Annotated in this window: 19 protein-coding genes; 16 read left to right on the top strand and 3 right to left on the bottom strand. The window is 50.7% G+C overall.

Translation table 11 applies throughout. The annotated features are described in order from the left end of the window. The first annotated feature begins 24 nt into the window (after positions 1-24). Positions 25-924 (top strand): YihY/virulence factor BrkB family protein, encoded by a 900-nt coding sequence (locus K7H08_RS00750; RefSeq protein ID WP_095602958.1) that lies wholly within the window; start codon positions 25-27, stop codon positions 922-924. Positions 925-1,069: 145 nt separating this feature from the next. Beyond that, on the top strand, positions 1,070-1,345 hold the full coding sequence (yccX, locus tag K7H08_RS00745) for an acylphosphatase (protein WP_231656952.1): 276 nt from the start codon (positions 1,070-1,072) through the stop codon (positions 1,343-1,345). Here yccX and K7H08_RS00740 read toward each other — a convergent pair. Beyond that, on the bottom strand, positions 1,342-2,307 hold the full coding sequence (locus K7H08_RS00740; protein WP_231656951.1) for a D-2-hydroxyacid dehydrogenase: 966 nt from the start codon (positions 2,305-2,307) through the stop codon (positions 1,342-1,344). The genes yccX and K7H08_RS00740 overlap by 4 nt on opposite strands. Before the next feature lie 199 nt (positions 2,308-2,506). Between K7H08_RS00740 and K7H08_RS00735 the strand changes: the two genes are divergently transcribed. The 13 genes from K7H08_RS00735 (at position 2,507) to K7H08_RS00675 (ending at position 13,405) form a co-directional block, all read left to right on the top strand. After that, positions 2,507-2,788 (top strand): FmdB family zinc ribbon protein, encoded by a 282-nt coding sequence (locus tag K7H08_RS00735; protein WP_231656950.1) that lies wholly within the window; start codon positions 2,507-2,509, stop codon positions 2,786-2,788. Between the two features lie 66 nt (positions 2,789-2,854). Then, positions 2,855-4,636, top strand: coding sequence for an aspartate--tRNA ligase (gene aspS / locus K7H08_RS00730; protein WP_231656949.1), 1,782 nt, complete (start codon positions 2,855-2,857; stop codon positions 4,634-4,636). A 117-nt stretch (positions 4,637-4,753) separates the two neighbouring features. Further along, on the top strand, positions 4,754-5,305 hold the full coding sequence (gene ruvC / locus K7H08_RS00725; protein ID WP_231656948.1) for a crossover junction endodeoxyribonuclease RuvC: 552 nt from the start codon (positions 4,754-4,756) through the stop codon (positions 5,303-5,305). Positions 5,306-5,375: 70 nt separating this feature from the next. After that, on the top strand, positions 5,376-5,984 hold the full coding sequence (ruvA, locus tag K7H08_RS00720; RefSeq protein WP_231656947.1) for a Holliday junction branch migration protein RuvA: 609 nt from the start codon (positions 5,376-5,378) through the stop codon (positions 5,982-5,984). Between the two features lie 42 nt (positions 5,985-6,026). Next, on the top strand, positions 6,027-7,064 hold the full coding sequence (gene ruvB, locus K7H08_RS00715; RefSeq protein ID WP_095602952.1) for a Holliday junction branch migration DNA helicase RuvB: 1,038 nt from the start codon (positions 6,027-6,029) through the stop codon (positions 7,062-7,064). Beyond that, on the top strand, positions 7,061-7,453 hold the full coding sequence (gene ybgC / locus K7H08_RS00710) for a tol-pal system-associated acyl-CoA thioesterase (RefSeq protein ID WP_269438739.1): 393 nt from the start codon (positions 7,061-7,063) through the stop codon (positions 7,451-7,453). Before ruvB ends, ybgC begins: the two co-directional genes overlap by 4 nt. A 166-nt stretch (positions 7,454-7,619) precedes the next feature. Beyond that, a complete protein-coding gene (tolQ, locus tag K7H08_RS00705; RefSeq protein WP_226912576.1) occupies positions 7,620-8,300 on the top strand; it encodes a protein TolQ in 681 nt (226 codons plus the stop codon). Positions 8,301-8,311: 11 nt separating this feature from the next. Then, positions 8,312-8,749: a protein TolR gene (gene tolR / locus K7H08_RS00700; RefSeq protein ID WP_120386936.1), complete on the top strand. Its 438-nt coding sequence runs from the start codon at positions 8,312-8,314 to the stop codon at positions 8,747-8,749. Continuing rightward, positions 8,742-9,899, top strand: a complete 1,158-nt coding sequence (tolA, locus tag K7H08_RS00695; RefSeq protein WP_231656946.1) for a cell envelope integrity protein TolA — start codon at positions 8,742-8,744, stop codon at positions 9,897-9,899. The genes tolR and tolA overlap by 8 nt, the downstream gene beginning before the upstream one ends. Next, entirely contained in the window at positions 9,899-11,185 is a 1,287-nt protein-coding gene (gene tolB / locus K7H08_RS00690) for a Tol-Pal system beta propeller repeat protein TolB (RefSeq protein WP_038484314.1), read from the top strand. The genes tolA and tolB overlap by 1 nt, the downstream gene beginning before the upstream one ends. A 46-nt stretch (positions 11,186-11,231) precedes the next feature. Beyond that, positions 11,232-11,771, top strand: coding sequence for a peptidoglycan-associated lipoprotein Pal (gene pal / locus K7H08_RS00685; protein WP_231656945.1), 540 nt, complete (start codon positions 11,232-11,234; stop codon positions 11,769-11,771). A 47-nt stretch (positions 11,772-11,818) separates the two neighbouring features. Then, on the top strand, positions 11,819-12,610 hold the full coding sequence (gene ybgF, locus K7H08_RS00680) for a tol-pal system protein YbgF (RefSeq protein WP_038484308.1): 792 nt from the start codon (positions 11,819-11,821) through the stop codon (positions 12,608-12,610). A gap of 33 nt (positions 12,611-12,643) precedes the next feature. Next, positions 12,644-13,405 (top strand): YciK family oxidoreductase, encoded by a 762-nt coding sequence (locus tag K7H08_RS00675; RefSeq protein ID WP_038484305.1) that lies wholly within the window; start codon positions 12,644-12,646, stop codon positions 13,403-13,405. Between the two features lie 73 nt (positions 13,406-13,478). Here K7H08_RS00675 and K7H08_RS00670 read toward each other — a convergent pair whose 3' ends face one another. Together K7H08_RS00670 and ubiG are read right to left on the bottom strand one after the other, a co-directional pair. Next, positions 13,479-14,147, bottom strand: a complete 669-nt coding sequence (locus K7H08_RS00670; protein ID WP_198349709.1) for an HAD-IA family hydrolase — start codon at positions 14,145-14,147, stop codon at positions 13,479-13,481. Next, positions 14,148-14,891: a bifunctional 2-polyprenyl-6-hydroxyphenol methylase/3-demethylubiquinol 3-O-methyltransferase UbiG gene (gene ubiG, locus K7H08_RS00665; RefSeq protein ID WP_231656944.1), complete on the bottom strand. Its 744-nt coding sequence runs from the start codon at positions 14,889-14,891 to the stop codon at positions 14,148-14,150. 165 nt (positions 14,892-15,056) lie between these two features. Here ubiG and K7H08_RS00660 point away from each other — a divergent pair, with 165 nt between their 5' ends. Beyond that, positions 15,057-16,349, top strand: a complete 1,293-nt coding sequence (locus K7H08_RS00660; protein WP_231656943.1) for a nucleotide sugar dehydrogenase — start codon at positions 15,057-15,059, stop codon at positions 16,347-16,349.

Here is a 16,349-nt window from a genome sequence, read left to right as displayed (position 1 = left end):
CACTCTTTTGTTAAGGGAATGAATATGCTGAAAAAAACGATCATTTTTTGGTGGAACGTGGTTCAAGATGCAACGGCGTTATGGCTTGAACGAAATGCCTTCAGCTATGCCGGATCATTAGCGTTCTACACACTTTTCTCCTTGGCGCCTACCGTTATTATCGCGGTAACAGTGATAGGCGTGGTGCTGGGTGAAGATGCTGCTCAAGGGCAAATAGTTGCTCAGCTTCAGGACACGTTAGGCGCTGACGCAGCACTTGCGATTGAGCAGGCCGTTGTCCAATCACGTATCGAAGAGTCAGGTATCTTACCAACAGTGCTTGGCTTTGTGGCCTTGTTAGTAGGGGCCACGACCGTGTTTGCACAGATGCAATTTTCGCTCAATACCATCTGGGGCGTTACTGCAAAGCCCACCTCCAACAGTGCTCTTATCTTTATAAAAAATCGTTTACTTTCTTTAACGGTCGTACTGTCTATTGGCTTCATCCTACTAATATCGTTAGTGTTGGCGGTTGCCTTGCGAGGGATGCTCCACGGAGCTGGAAATTTATTGCCCTATGCCAGTTTATTAACGACATCGCTTGAGTCATTAATTTCACTTGCGATGGTGGCATTGTTATTCGCTACTATTTTCAAAGTATTGCCGGATGTTGTTCTCCGTTGGCAGGATGTGTTGATTGGCGCAGTAGTAACCGCCGTACTGTTTACAATTGGACGCAGCGTTATTGCTATTTATTTAACATATACCGCCACAGCGTCTACTTATGGCGCAGCGGGGTCTGTTGTGATGATTCTATTATGGGTATATTACAGTTCATTAATTCTACTGTTTGGTGCCGCTTTTACTCGTTCCTTGCTACTTCGTCGTGGGCGGCCATTGGTGCCACGTAATAGTGCAGTGCTGGTGAAGCGAGAGTTAGTGTAAGACAAGAATTGGTTTAAAAAAGGTGGGTAAAAAGAGCCCTATAGAGAGCTCGTTTGAAAAGAGTGGATATCAACAGACTTCAGCCTGTCGATTTACCAGGCTGAAGTCTATAAACGCTATTGTATAAACACTGAGAGGACAGTTTATGTCTACTTGTTGTGTACGCGCCTATGTAACAGGAAAAGTGCAGGGAGTATGGTTTCGGCGTTCAACACAGGAACAAGCGCTTCAACAAGGGCTAACGGGCTACGCCAAAAACTTACCCGATGGACGGGTAGAGGTAGTGCTATGCGGTAATTCCACTGCCGTAGCTTCTCTTACTGAATGGTTATGGCAGGGGCCCAAAGGAGCGCAGGTAACCCATGTCACTATTGAAGTGCTAGATGGCCACCGCGCTCCTGATCATTTCGCAACCTACTAATTGGCGCTTAATCCACTCGCCTCAGTTTGCCATTGCTTAATATTATCAGCAGTGAGCGCCACAATGTTCTGGCGAGCCTCAGGGGTGATCCAAGCATTGTGAGGGGTCACTATCAAATTAAGTGCCTCTCCTTCTGCTAATGCTGTTAATAGAGGATGACCTTCTTTCGGAGGCTCAGTGGGGAGCACATCAACCGCTAACCCTCCAATCTTGCCAGCACGAAGCGCCTCAAGTGCCGCTTCTTCATCAATGATGCCGCCCCGGGCACAGTTGACTAATAGCAGTGATGACTTTGCGTTTGCCAATCGTGTGCGATTAATAAGGTGCTTGGTTGTTTCGTTCAGCGGGCAATGCAAACTTATAATATCTGCCGTCGGTAATAAATCGTCGAGAGAGGGCCGTTTGTCGTTTGATTCATTGCCAGGACGAGCAGCAAATGTAACTTTCATCCCAAACGCTTCAGCTAAACGTGCCACTTCTGAGCCAAGCTCACCTTGCCCCACCATCACCAGATGCTTATTGGAAAGCTGCAGCGTCGAGTGGGCTTGTAAGCAAAAGAAACCGCTGCGCTGCCATTCGCCTCGTGCGATGTCAGCTTGGTAACGTGGCAATCGGTTTGCCAGTGTCAGCATTAACATTAATGTGTGCTGAGAAACGCTTGCTGTTCCGTAGGCGGTGACGTTCTTTACAAGAATGTTTTGGGCTTTAGCTGTGTCGAGATCAATATTGTTAAGCCCTGTCGCCAGCACACATATAAGCTTGAGTTTGGGCAAGGCTGATAGTGTTTCTGCGTTCAGTACAACCTTGTTGACGATCGCTATGTCCGCATCTGACAAGCGCTCACTTGCCTGTTCGGCAGTGCTTTGCTGATACACCTCTAAATGACTAACAATGTCTCGAATTGCTGTTAGATTGATATCCGCGCCTAAGCTCTCGGCATCCAGCATTACCGCATTGGGCATTTTTCTTTTCTCCATTATCTGCCGAAAGGCACTTGGCCTTGCTCAGCAGGGGGCACAAAAGGGTATAATGTGTCGCTCTATCAACCGCAGTCTTGGAATTTATCCCAACAGGCCACATATTTTTTGCCTGGCAAGCGTTGGATTTGCCAGTCTATACAAACTTAGCCTGTCGGAGTTGAGCTTTTCAGGAGTTATCAACATGCCCATCTATGAGTACGAGTGCAAGGCCTGCGGTCATCGCATGGAAAAATTGCAGAAAATCAGCGCGGATCCGCTTAAGGATTGCCCCGCGTGCCAGCGAGCCAGTCTTGAACGCTTGGTCTCAGCAGCTGGTTTCCGCCTTGCTGGCGGCGGTTGGTATGAAACCGATTTTAAAACAGGAAGTAAGAAAAACTTGGCAGCAGAAGGCCAATCTACTTCTAGCACTGGTGCCACAAACGATACCAGTAGCGCATCAACGAAAAAGGGCGCCGCGGCTTAGCCGCGGTTGTCAGGGTCAGAACGGCCCACGACAATCTCATTGCCACGTAACAGAACAGGATTAGACATGCGCAGCCATTATTGCGGCCAGCTTAACGAAACTTTGGTGGAACAAACGGTCACTGTCTGCGGTTGGGTTCATCGCCGCCGTGATCATGGTGGGGTCATTTTTCTGGATATGCGCGATCGCGATGGCATCGCTCAGTTCGTTGTCGACCCAGATACCGCCGAGGCATTTGCTAATGCTGACCGTGCTCGCAGTGAGTATGTGCTTCGTATTACTGGCCGTGTCCGGCTGCGCCCTGAAGGAACGCAAAATCCTAACATGCCAACGGGCATGATTGAGGTATTAGCTAAAGAGGTGGAGGTGCTCAACACAGCAGCCACTCCACCTTTTCAGTTGGATGAACAAAACAAAGTAGGCGAGGAGGTTCGCTTAAAGCATCGCTATATCGACCTTCGACGCCCGGATATGATTGAGAAGCTTCGCTTGCGTTCGCGTATTTCTCATAACGTCCGCGCTTACTTGGAAAACCAAGGCTTCCTGGATATCGAGACGCCGGTATTGACTCGCGCAACGCCGGAAGGTGCCCGCGACTACCTCGTTCCTAGCCGGACACATGCAGGCAGCTTCTTTGCATTACCGCAGTCGCCACAGTTGTTTAAGCAGCTGTTAATGGTGGCTGGTTTTGATCGCTACTATCAGATTGCTAAATGCTTCCGTGATGAAGATCTGCGGGCTGATCGCCAGCCTGAATTCACGCAAATCGATATCGAAGCCTCTTTTGTGGAAGAAGACGATATCATGGGCATTACCGAAGCCATGATTCGTCAACTCTTCCAGGAAGTGCTGAGCGTTGAGCTGCCTGAGTTCCCACGGATGACTTGGCAAGAAGCAATGGATCGCTTTGGCTCTGATAAGCCTGACCTGCGCATTCCGCTAGAGTTGACCGATGTTGATGACCTGATGCAGCAGGTTGATTTCAAAGTCTTCTCGGGACCTGCAAGTGCGGAAGACGGCCGCGTAGCGGCATTGAAAGTGCCGGGTGGCGCCAAATTGTCTCGTAAAGAGATCGACGAATATACTAAGTTCGTTGGTATTTACGGTGCGAAAGGGCTGGCGTGGATTAAGGTCAATGAGCGTGCCAAAGGGCTTGAAGGTCTTCAATCACCCATTGTTAAGTTCATGGAAAATGTGGTTGAAGAGCTGCTTGATCGCGTAGGCGCTGAAGATGGCGATATCATTTTCTTTGGTGCGGATAAAGCGCGCATCGTCAATGAGGCCATTGGTGCATTACGCGTCAAGTTGGGTGCCGACCTTGAGCTTTACACCCAGGCGTGGGCGCCGTTATGGGTTGTCGATTTCCCGATGTTTGAAGCGGACGACAACGGTCGCCTCAGCCCGTTACATCACCCGTTTACTGCACCTTCTTGCTCGCCAGAAGCGCTTAAAGCTGACCCAGCAAAGGCCTTGTCGCGTGCTTACGATATGGTGCTTAACGGAACCGAGCTCGGTGGTGGTTCTATTCGTATTCACGATCAAACCATGCAAAGCACTGTGTTTGAAATTTTGGGCATTGGCCAAGAGGAAGCGCAAGAAAAATTTGGCTTCCTGCTGGATGCTCTGCAATACGGTGCGCCTCCCCATGGCGGTCTAGCGTTCGGTTTAGATCGTTTAGTGATGCTGATGGCTGGAGCTAAGACAATTCGTGAAGTGATTGCCTTCCCGAAAACCCAAAGCGCCGGCTGTTTAATGACTGATGCACCAGGTGAAGTCAGCGCGGATCAGTTGAAAGACTTGAACATCCGTCTGCGCCAAAAAGCGAAAGCAGAGACCGCCAGCGAATAATTGCTCAGCTCTGCTTTGTAGCTCAGCAACGAGAAGTTCGCCAACTAGTAGTTCAGCACCGACGTTTAGGCGTCGGTGTTTTTGTTTGAACCGCTCGCTACCAATAGGACAGCTGCCATGGATGAAAAACAGCCCGCTCCCGCGATTAGGATTTTGGGTATCGACCCTGGTTCGCGTATCACGGGCTATGGTGTCATCGATTTAATAGGTGTTAAGCCTCATTATGTCGCCAGTGGCTGCATTAGAACGACCGATGGCCCTTTAGAGCAGCGTTTGGCGCAAATTTATGCAGGTTTAAGCGAAGTAGTGGGGCTGCATCGGCCCAATGCCGTCGCCGTTGAGCGAGTCTTTATGGCTAAAAATCCCGATTCAGCATTGAAGCTTGGCCAAGCACGGGGCACGGCTCTCGTCTGCATCGCGAATCACGGTCTGAACATTGCAGAATACGCAGCACGGCAGATCAAACAAGCCGTTACTGGCCAAGGCGGGGCGGAGAAAAGCCAGGTGCAACATATGGTCACCGCTATTCTGCAGCTCTCCTCAACGCCACAGGCGGACGCCGCGGATGCGCTAGCTATCGCGCTTACCCATGCGTATGCAGGACATGGCTTACTTGTTGCACCCTCTAAGGGCAGTCGTCGGCGCAGCACAGGGCGGTGGCGGCTTTAGCTGCTTACTGGTCATTTGTACAGAGTGTCTTTATAGTAAATGACTGCTTTTTATTATTGCGAGCATACCTATGATCGGTCGTATTAATGGTTTTTTGTTAGAAAAGCACCCCCCTTGGATTGTGGTTGATGTGCATGGTGTCGGTTACGAGCTTGAAGCCTCTATGAATACCCTAGTGGCACTTCCAGCCGTAGGTGAGAGCGTATCCATGTATACGCATCTTACAATTCGTGATGATGCCCATTTGCTTTACGGCTTTGGCCGTGAACAAGAGCGCGCACTGTTTCGTGCCCTAATCAAAGTCAACGGCGTAGGGCCAAAGCTAGCACTAGCTATCCTTTCTGGAATGGACGAAGCCGCCTTTATGCGCTGCGTCCGTGACGACGATAGCAAAGCACTGACGAAGCTTCCGGGCGTTGGTAAAAAAACCGCCGAGCGGTTAATTATTGAAATGCGTGACCGTTTCCCTGAATGGGGGAACGCGGCGGATGCGCCCCTCGCGTTAGAAGCGGCGAATGGTGAACCTGCTCCCCGTGACTCATTAGCAGATGCGGAAGCTGCCCTGGTGAGCTTGGGCTATAAGCTGACTGAAGCCTCAAAAATGCTGGCTGACATTAATCCCAAGCAGTCAACAGAGGCGATTATTAAAGCCGCGCTGACAAAACGCATGACTGGGTAACAACGTGGGTTATTTCATGGAACGACTGATAGTGCGCACTTTATGTTAGAACATGACCGATTAATTGCGGCTGAGCCCGAACAAGGGGAAGGGCGTATTGATCATGCTATTCGTCCCAAACACTTAAAGGATTATATTGGGCAGCCACGGGTACGCGAGCAGCTTGAGATTTTCATGGGGGCCGCAAAGCTACGTCAGGAAAGCCTAGATCATACCTTGGTATTTGGGCCCCCTGGGCTGGGTAAAACAACGCTTGCGAATATTATTGCTACCGAGATGGGGGTAGGGCTGAAGTCAACTTCTGGCCCAGTGCTTGAGCGTGCAGGTGATTTAGCAGCCATGCTGACGAACCTAGAGCCAGGTGATGTACTGTTTATTGATGAAATTCACCGGCTGTCACCCGTGGTAGAAGAGGTACTTTATCCGGCAATGGAAGATTTCCAACTGGATATTATGATCGGTGAAGGGCCCGCAGCCCGCTCAATCAAACTAGATTTGCCTCGCTTTACCTTAGTAGGTGCGACAACGCGCGCAGGCTTACTAACCTCTCCATTACGTGACCGCTTTGGCATTGTGCAACGCCTGGAGTTTTACAACCTTGAAGAGCTGACTGAGATTGTGACTCGCTCTGCCCGCTTGCTAGGTGTTGAAACGAGCCATGAAGGCGCAGTGGAGGTTGCCAAGCGCTCCAGAGGCACCCCGCGTATTGCCAATAGGCTGCTGCGTCGCGTACGTGACTATGCAGAAATAAAGGGCAATGGCATCGTTGATGTTACTCTCGCCGATGCGGCACTCAACATGCTGAATGTCGATCACCATGGGCTGGATCATATGGATCGGCGGCTCTTGTTGGCAATGATCGATAAATTTGATGGCGGACCTGTTGGGATTGACTCAATCTCAGCCGCTATTAGTGAAGAACGCGGTACCATTGAAGACGTCATCGAACCTTACCTAATACAGCAGGGGCTGATGATGCGCACGCCAAGGGGGCGCGTAGTGACGCGACAAGCGTGGCTACACTTCAATAAAACGCCTCACGAACATGCTATTGATCCAGAAGGAGAGCGGCGCCCATGAGCAATGGGTTCACGATGCCGGTGCGCGTATATATGGAAGATACTGACGCCGGTGGAATTGTCTACTACGTTAACTACTTGAAGTTTATGGAGCGCGCCCGCAGCGAATGGTTACGTACGCTAGGCCTTAATCAGCAATCTTTGCTAGACGATGGCACCCAGCTAGTGGTATATCGCTTGGCCTGTCACTACAGCAAGCCGGCACGCTTGGATGACGCACTTATTGTCAGTACAAATATTGAGAATGTTGGTCGATGCCGGATGACTTTTTTGCAGCAAGTGCAGCGAGATGAGGAACTCTTATGCGCTGCTACAGTCGAGATAGCCTGCTTATGCGCGCATAAGATGCGGCCAAAAGCATGGCCAAAAACATTGCAAGCGCTTGGTTGATTAGTTTAAGACGAACATCGAAAACACGCATAAACCTATGACATGTGTAAACCTATGGAGTAGATAGCACGATGTAGCGTGCGTACTTCATGACCTTTATATACCACCACTGTTCGGAAATTCCGACATTAATAGCTTGATGAGGGTAACTGTGAACGATAACACCATGTCCATCCCCCACTTGATAATGAGTGCCAGCACGGTTGTTCAGCTGGTGATGTTACTGCTGGTGGTGGGGTCAATCCTCTCATGGGTGGTTATTTTCCAACGTAGCATTGCCCTGCGCAGGGCAAAACAGGAATACAACCAATTTGAAGAATCCTTTTGGTCGGGTGTCGATTTAAACGAGTTATACCGGGAAATTCCTGCTGACGACCCACGCTATGGAGCAGAGCATATTTTCCAGGCGGGCTTTCGCGAATTTAATCGCTTAATGCCAAAAACCCGTAACCCCGACACCATCTTAGAAGGCGTGCAGCGGAGTATGCGAGTCGCCTGGTCCCGGGAAGAAGACCGCCTAACGCAGCATCTTGTATTTCTCGCAACGGTGGCATCCGCGAGCCCTTACATTGGCTTGTTCGGAACGGTTTGGGGGATTATGGGGTCTTTCCAGTCCCTTTCTATGACACAGCAAGCTACATTGGCAACCGTTGCCCCCTGGATTGCTGAAGCGTTAATTGCAACAGCCATGGGCCTGTTTGCAGCTATTCCTGCGGTAATTTTCTATAACCGTCTATCGAATGATGCCGCTCGTTTGTTGGGCAAGTACGAAGACTTTGCCGAGGAATTTCACGCTATCTTGCACCGTAATTTGCAAGGTCGTGAAAGTAAGTCCAGCGCTAGCTAAGGGAGTACGCTATGCAAGGCCCGTTTAATCGCAGCGGCAATAAAAAGCCGATGGCTGAAATCAACGTAGTCCCCTTTATTGACGTCATGCTGGTCTTGCTGGTGATCTTTATGATCACCGCACCAATGCTCACTCAAGGGGTGCAAGTCGACCTGCCTCAAGTCACATCAGAGCCTATCGAAAGCCAAGACGAAAGCGATCCGATTATTATCTCTGTCGATCAGGATGGAGGCTATTTCATCACGCTTGGCGAAGACTCAACGGCTGTCTCTCTTGAGCAAATGGCAGAGCGAGTAACAGCGATATTACAGCGAAGACCTGAGACGCCTGTCATGGTTCGCGGCGATCGCAACGTTCCATACGGACAAATAGTCTTATTGATGAGCACACTGCAACGCTCGGGTGTCGCTAATGTAGGTCTGTTATCTGAGCCGCCACAAGATGGTTAAACGTAGCGCGCAAATGGCAATCAAACCACCCCGCGACCCACAGGATGTTGGCTATACGTGGCCTACCGTCCTGGCGGTTACGGTGCATCTATTAGTTGTGCTTTTTAGTTTGGTTAGTCTGCCAAGCTCTACGGCAGAACCAGACTCATCCTCTATTGTGCAAGCGACGTTCGTCAGTACTGAAACATTCACTGATCAAGCACAGCAAACGACGGATCAACAAGCAGCTCTCAATAGTTCAACCGACCCCGATGAGGCTGAGCCAGCACCTGAGCCTGATGCAAGTGAGCAAGAAGCATTGCAGCAGCAGGCAGACGAAGCCGCTGCGAGAGAAGAAGCTCAAGCGCGAGCAGAAGAGCAAGCTCGCGAGCTGCAGGAGGCTCGAGCTCAGGCCGAAGCCGAGGCGCAGCGACGAGAAGAAGAAGCACAGCGTCTAGCCGAACAGCAGGAAGTAGAAGCTCAAGCCAGAGAAGAGGCTCAACGGGAAGCCGAGGCAGAAGCCCAGCGCCAGCGGGAAGCCGAGGCAGAAGCCCAGCGCCAGCGGGAAGCCGAGGCAGAAGCCCAGCGCCAGCGGGAAGCCGAGGCAGAAGCCCAGCGCCAGCGGGAAGCCGAGGCAGAAGCCCAGCGCCAACGGGAAGCCGAGGCAGAAGCTCAGCGCCAACGGGAAGCCGAGGCAGAAGCCCAGCGCCAACGGGAAGCCGAGGCAGAAGCCCAGCGCCAACGGGAAGCCGAGGCAGAATCTCAGCGCCAACGGGAAGCCGAGGCAGAAGCTCAGCGCCAACGGGAAGCCGAGGCGGCCATGCAGCGTCAGCTAGAGGGAGAAGCCCAGGCTGCTGCTAACGCACAGCAGGCGCAGCAAGCTGCGAATGGTTTTATTAATATTGTGCGTCGAGCGGTAGAGCAGGCATGGTTAATTCCAGCAGGTGCCAGTGACGCAATGAGTGCTACGATTCAAGTAAGGCTTGGCCCATCAGGAGAGGTACTTTTAACCACTATCGCTTCATCTAGTGGTGATAGTGCCTTTGATCGGTCTGCAATGCAGGCTGTTGAACACGCTGCTCCGTTCAGCGAGCTGAGGGATTTGCCCGCAGAGCAGCAGCGTAACTTACGTCAATTTAATCTGCGATTTACCCCGGGGGATGTTCGCTGATGCAAACCATAAGCAAAGTGTGGCTGTTTTGTGTGCTGCTATTCGTTAGTAGTTATGCAAATGCAAACCTAACTATCGAAATAACACGTGGGAGCGACCAAGCCTTACCGATTGGTATCGTTCCCTTTGCAGGCGGTGATAACATGCCTGAAGACGTGGCTCAAATCATCCAGGACAATCTCGAACGCAGCGGCTTTTTTGCGCCTTTAGAACGCAGTGCGATGTTTGATAGGCCAAGCCAGGCGGATGACGTTGAGTTTGGCACTTGGCGTTCTCTAGATGTGCGATATTTAGTGGTAGGTAGAGCGCAACAGACAGGTAGTGGTTATCAGATTCAATTTGAGTTAATGGATATCAGTGGACAGCGCCGTATGATTGGCGAAACGGTCACTGCAAGCACGAACGATTTACGTGGTGCTGCTCACTATATTAGCGATCAAATTTTTGAAGAAATTACTGATATCCGGGGTGCTTTCTCAACTCAAATTGCTTATGTAACTGCTCAAGGATTAGGCGATAATATGCAATTTGGTCTGTATGTGGCCGATGCAGATGGTCGTAATAGTCAACAAGTGCTTACCTCCGACCAACCGATCATGTCACCTGCATGGTCTCCCGATGGTCGGAAACTGGCATACGTATCCTTTGAAACAGAGCGTCCGGCTATCTATATTCAAGATGTTTCAACTGGGCAACGGATACAGGCAACTTCTTTCGACGGTATCAATGGTGCTCCTACATGGTCACCTGACGGGCGCAAAATCGCTATGTCACTGTCCAAAGATGGACAACCAGAAATTTATATCCTAGATATCAATAATCGCTCAGTAGAGCGTATAACTCAAAACAGTAGCATTGATACCGAGCCAGCTTGGGCACCTGATGGACGTAGTCTGTTGTTTACCTCTGACCGTAGCGGTGGGCCGCAAATTTATGAATATTCGCTAGGTAGCGGTGAAGCAAATCGCATCACATTCACCGGTAACTACAATGCGCGCGCACGCTATTCACCTGACGGGGAGTATATCTTTTTAATTCACCGCTCCAACCGTGGATACCAAGTTGCACGTCAGGAGCGTGATGGAGGACGCCTTGTTGTCATCAGTGAAACAACAAGAGATGAATCCCCTAGTGTTGCGCCGAACGGGACCATGGTAATCTTCGCTACCCAACAGGGTAGTAATGGGGTGTTAAGTGCCGTTTCAGCGGATGGCCGCTCGTCATTTAGATTACCCGCAGCGCAGGGTGATGTGCGCGATCCCGCGTGGTCACCTTTTTTAAATTGATTGACGAAAAGTTTTATTTTTTTGTTTTCAGGCAAGGAGTCTGATTATGCAACTTAAACCGTTGGCTCGCTCATTGGCAGTAGCGTTATCTATCGTAGTTATCGCTGGCTGTTCCAGCACCGGCGGAACCCAGGACGGCGACTCTTATGGAAGCCAGGATGGCACAGGAACTAGCACCTCAGGTGCTGGCACTGGTGGCCAGTATGGTTCTACATCTGGTTCCGGCGCAGGCGCTGGTCAACAAGCCGATTCTCGCATTCCAGAAGTGCGCACCATTCATTTCGATTTTGACCGCGATACCATCAAGAGTGAGTATGAGTCGGTTGTAATGGCACATGCCCGCTATTTACGCGCCAACCCGAACTCGCGTGTTGTCCTGCATGGACACACCGATGAGCGTGGCACACGTGAATACAACATGGCTCTTGGTGAGCGTCGTGCTAACGCTGTACAGCGTTTCTTGAATATCCAAGGCGTATCACCGTCTCAAATGAGCGTTGTGAGCTATGGTGAAGAGCGTCCGGTGGCTAGCGGTCAAAGCGAAAGCGCTTACGCTCAGAACCGTCGTGTTGTCTTTAATTACTGATGGCATTGGCGCGCGCTGCGCGCCAACCCTTAATGTTCGGAGTCATCATGATCCACAGTCTCAAACGTTATTTTGAGAGGCTGTGCGGTGCGGGAGCCATAGTGCTCCCGCTGTCCGTATTGCCTTTAACAGCCTTTGGTCAGCAGCCATTAGTGCATGACTTATCATCGGGGTCAGGCGGGTTTTATCAGGAAGCTCAGCGCCATGAAGCTTCTGGTGGTAATTTAGTACTATTTAATCAGGTACAAGAACACCAGAAGGAGATTCAACAACTACGTGGTCAAATTGAAGAACTTCGACACCAGTTAGAGCAGCTTCGTCGGCAATCACAGCAGCAATACCTGGATATTGAAGATCGTTTGATGAATAGCGGCCCTAGCCAAATTGAACAATCGACTCCTGCAGTGGAACCCGAGGCGGCAGAGCAAGTTGCCAACGCAGCTTCTACTCGGAACGTCAGCGAAGACGCTCAGGCTGACTACCAAGCAGCGTTTGCCCACGTTCAAGCACGTCAATTCGAAGATGCGATCAATGCATTTAAAGCCTTTGTTACTGATCACCCCGACAGCAGTCTGACCGCGAACGGACATTACTGGCTGGGGGAGCTTTATGCTGCTGAAGGTGAACTTGGCGCTGCTGATGAATCATTTAGCCGTGTTATTGAGCAGTACAGCGGCAGCAGTAAAGTACCCGATGCGCTTTATAAGCTAGGGTTAGTAAAAGCGCGGCAGGGCGAGGCTGAGCGCAGTCGTGAACTGCTGGAACAAGTACGTGATGATTATCCGCAGAGTAGCGCTGCAGGACTTGCCAATGACTTTTTACGTCAGTCTGCAGGATAACGTCTGTTTACACTTTTGTATCAAGGAAACCTCATGAGCTGCAAAATCGACTATCAACCAGCGTCCAATCTTTTGGAAAACCGCGTCGTGTTGGTAACCGGTGCGGGTGATGGAATTGGACGTGCTGCTGCACTTACCTACGCCCGCCATGGGGCAACCGTGATACTGCTTGGCCGCACGATAGCCAAGCTTGAGCGTGTCTACGACGAAATTGAAGCAGAAGGCGGGCCACAGCCTGCAATTTTTCCGCTCAACTTTGAGGGTGCAACACTCAAAGATTTTCACGACATGGCTGAAACGCTGGACAAAGAATTTGGTCGTTTAGATGGATTGCTGCATAACGCTGGCTTGCTAGGCAGAATTACTCCTTTTGAGCAGTACAATCCAGCGTTGTGGGAACAAGTCATGCAGGTCAATATCAATGGGCCTATTTGGATGACCCAAGCGTTGCTACCACTGCTTCAGCAGTCAGCTGATGCTTCTGTGGTCTTCACCTCATCAAGCGTTGGGCGAAAAGGCCGAGCCTACTGGGGGGCATATTCGGTTTCAAAGTTCGCCACTGAAGGTTTTGTGGAAGTGCTTGCTGACGAACTTGAAAACCAGTCTACTGTGCGAGTCAATACGTTAAACCCAGGGGCAACACGTACCCAAATGCGCCGAACTGCTTATCCAGGCGAAGATCCGTTGACGCTGCGTACCCCTGAGGAAATCATGCCCACTTACTTATGGCTTATGGGGCCAGACAGCACGGGGGTTAGTGGCCAGAAATTTGACGCTCAACCACCACGTGCATAAACGTACCTTGCCCATAGCTTTCTGACGTACCGCACCGCTTGTCGATGCTCTATGCGTTTTCATTCAATTAACGCTATGAATGAAAAGCAGTCAGAGCATCGACTAAGTCTTTACAGGTTTCAAACCATAAGTCAGCTGGCCATTGCTGATAGTCGTCTTCCTCACTGATATACCCGTAGCCAACGGCAACAGCCGTCATTCCCGCCGCTTTTGCTGCCTCCATATCACGGATATGATCACCGACGTACCAACACGCTTGTGGCGCCACGTTAAGCCTGCGCGCAGCCTCCCAAAGAGGTTCCGGAGCGGGTTTTCTGACCGCTAGATCATCTGCACATAAAAGAGCTCCTGGCGTGAGCGCCAGGGCCTCAAGTAGCGGAAGGGTATAGCGCCTTGGTTTGTTCGTTACGATTCCCCACAAGCGTGATGCTGAATGCCAGCGGTCTAGCCATTGGTCAAGGGGTTCAAATAGCCGACTGTGAACAGCAACTGCTTTTTCATAATTATCTAACAAATACTGTCGCGCCGTATCATGTTCAGTTGAACCACTTTCGATACCAATAGCCAAGGTTACTAAGGCACTGCCTCCGTTAGAAACCTGACCTCGTATTTTCCCATAGGGCAGTGGTGTCAGCCCATGATGCCGCCTCAATGCATTCGTTGCTTCAGCAAGATCAGGGGCAGTGTCAACAAGAGTTCCGTCTAGATCAAACAGTATGGCTTCAGGTATTGATGTTGACATTTATTGGCTCGCTTTTCGGCAATACATCATGTAATTGACCGATACATCATTTGCGACCAAGCGGTAGTGACGAGTCAACGGATTATAGGTCAGTCCCGTTTGTTCATTAATCTCAAGGTCTGAGGCTCTTGCCCATGCGGCCATCTCAGAAGGACGTATAAATTTTGCATAATCATGGGTGCCGCGCGGCAATAGCTTAAGCACATACTCAGCACCTAAAATCGCAAAAGCATACGATTTAGGGGTACGATTTAGGGTCGAGAAGAAAACGTAGCCCCCAGGGCGAACCAGCTCACTGCAAGCACGAATGACCGATGCAGGGTCAGGCACATGCTCAAGCATTTCCATGCAGGTTACGATGTCATAATGCCCTGGCTGCTCTGCTGCTAACGCTTCAACACTTATCAGCCGATAGTCCACCGATGCACCGCTTTCTGCCGCATGTAGTCGGGCAACGTTAAGGGGCGCTTCTCCAAGATCAATGCCGGTAACATTAGCACCTCGATGGGCCATCGATTCACTTAAAATCCCACCACCACAGCCGACATCAAGCACCTTCTTACCGGCTAAGCCTGCACGCGCGTCAATAAAGTCAAGCCGCAAGGGATTGATAGCGTGCAGCGGCTTGAATTCCCCCTCTGTGTCCCACCAACGACTAGCAAGTGCTTCAAATTTCGCAACTTCCGCTGCGTCGACATTGTCGTGGTTGCGATGAGTAGTGCTATCCTGAGGTATCGCTTGCATGTTTTAACTCCCATTGTCGGTAAGTTGGCATGAAGGTGGCAACCAACCAGTCGTTCAGTATTATGTCATTCTAACCACTCCTGGAAAGGAACGCATGAAAAGGAACGCGACATGAATCTTAACCCCCTATTTTCGCGACTTTTATTTTCTCAGGGAGCGTGATGAATGCGAGTATTACTCCACGGAAGTGAACTAAGTGCCGCCACCGCCGCCGCAGCGTTAGCCTGGGTAGGCCATCAAGTTGAGTGGCTACTACACGAAAGCGCACCATGGCCACAGCTTTTAAAGGCGGACTGGTTGCGCAGTGAGCCTGAGTTAATGACGCATATTGAACAAGCGTTAGCCAGTGGAACACTGAGAATCATTGAAGCGCCAGAGCAGGCTCACTCTCCTGATGTAGTTTGGTTGGCTCTGTCGCCCAATCAGCGTCAGGCGGCCAAGGCACTGCTTGAAGCCTCTATATTTGAGCGCCATAGTGGTGCTGTATTAATTAATAATTCAACATTTCCAGTAGGCGAAACAGAGCAGTTGCACGCGCTTATGGGGCCCCAGCACAATAGCGTTGCCTTACCCGACACTTTGGAAGAAGGGCGGGCCTGGCTCTCATTTACGCGTCCTTCACGCTGGCTGCTCGGCTGTGACGATGCAACAGGTGAACAGGTGGCGCGCGAGCTTTTACGTGCCTTTAATCGCCGCAATGATGTGTTCCAGCGTATGCCTTGTAGAGCGGCTGAGCTGACTAAGCTCGCTATTAACGGCATGTTGGCAACACGTATCAGCTACATGAACGAGATTGCAGGACTAGCAGACACGCTCGGAGTTGACGTTGAACATGTACGCCAAGGCATGGGGGCTGATACTCGCATTGGTTATGAATATTTATATCCTGGCTGTGGCTTTGGTGGCCCCAATTTCTCTCGCGACCTAATGCGCTTAGCTGATGTTCAGTCAGCCAGTGGTCGTAATTCGGCATTGCTAGAGCAAGTAATGGACATCAATGAACAGAAAAAAGAGACGTTATTTAGGAAGCTATGGACGTTCTTCGAGGGCGATTTAGCCGGCAAAACAATTGCTATTTGGGGGGCTGCCTTTAAACCTGGAACTACCCGAATCGATCATGCGCCAGTGCTGACACTCCTTGCCGCCTTATGGGCACAAGGGGTGAAGGTGAAGCTTCATGATCCAGCGGCAACCCCCGCGCTGCTCAACGCTGTCGGTGACCGAAACGATCTAACTACGTTTACCAGTGACCCTTATCTGGCATGTGAAGGAGCCGACGCACTAATGTTGGTGACTGAATGGAAATCTTATTGGAACCCTGACTGGCATCGTTTAGCCTCCTTATTGAGCGCTAAGTTGGTGTTGGATGGACGAAATATTTATGATCCAGCCTTCGTGGCTAGCTGTGGCTTACGGTATAGAGGAATCGGGCGTCGAGCAGATCCCACAACGTATTGA

This window comes from Halomonas sp. IOP_6 (genome assembly GCF_021151565.1).
Taxonomy (GTDB): Bacteria; Pseudomonadota; Gammaproteobacteria; order Pseudomonadales; family Halomonadaceae; genus Vreelandella; species Vreelandella alkaliphila.
The sequence above is the reverse complement of the archived record's forward strand: the minus strand, read 5'-3'. Positions and strand labels throughout refer to the sequence as shown.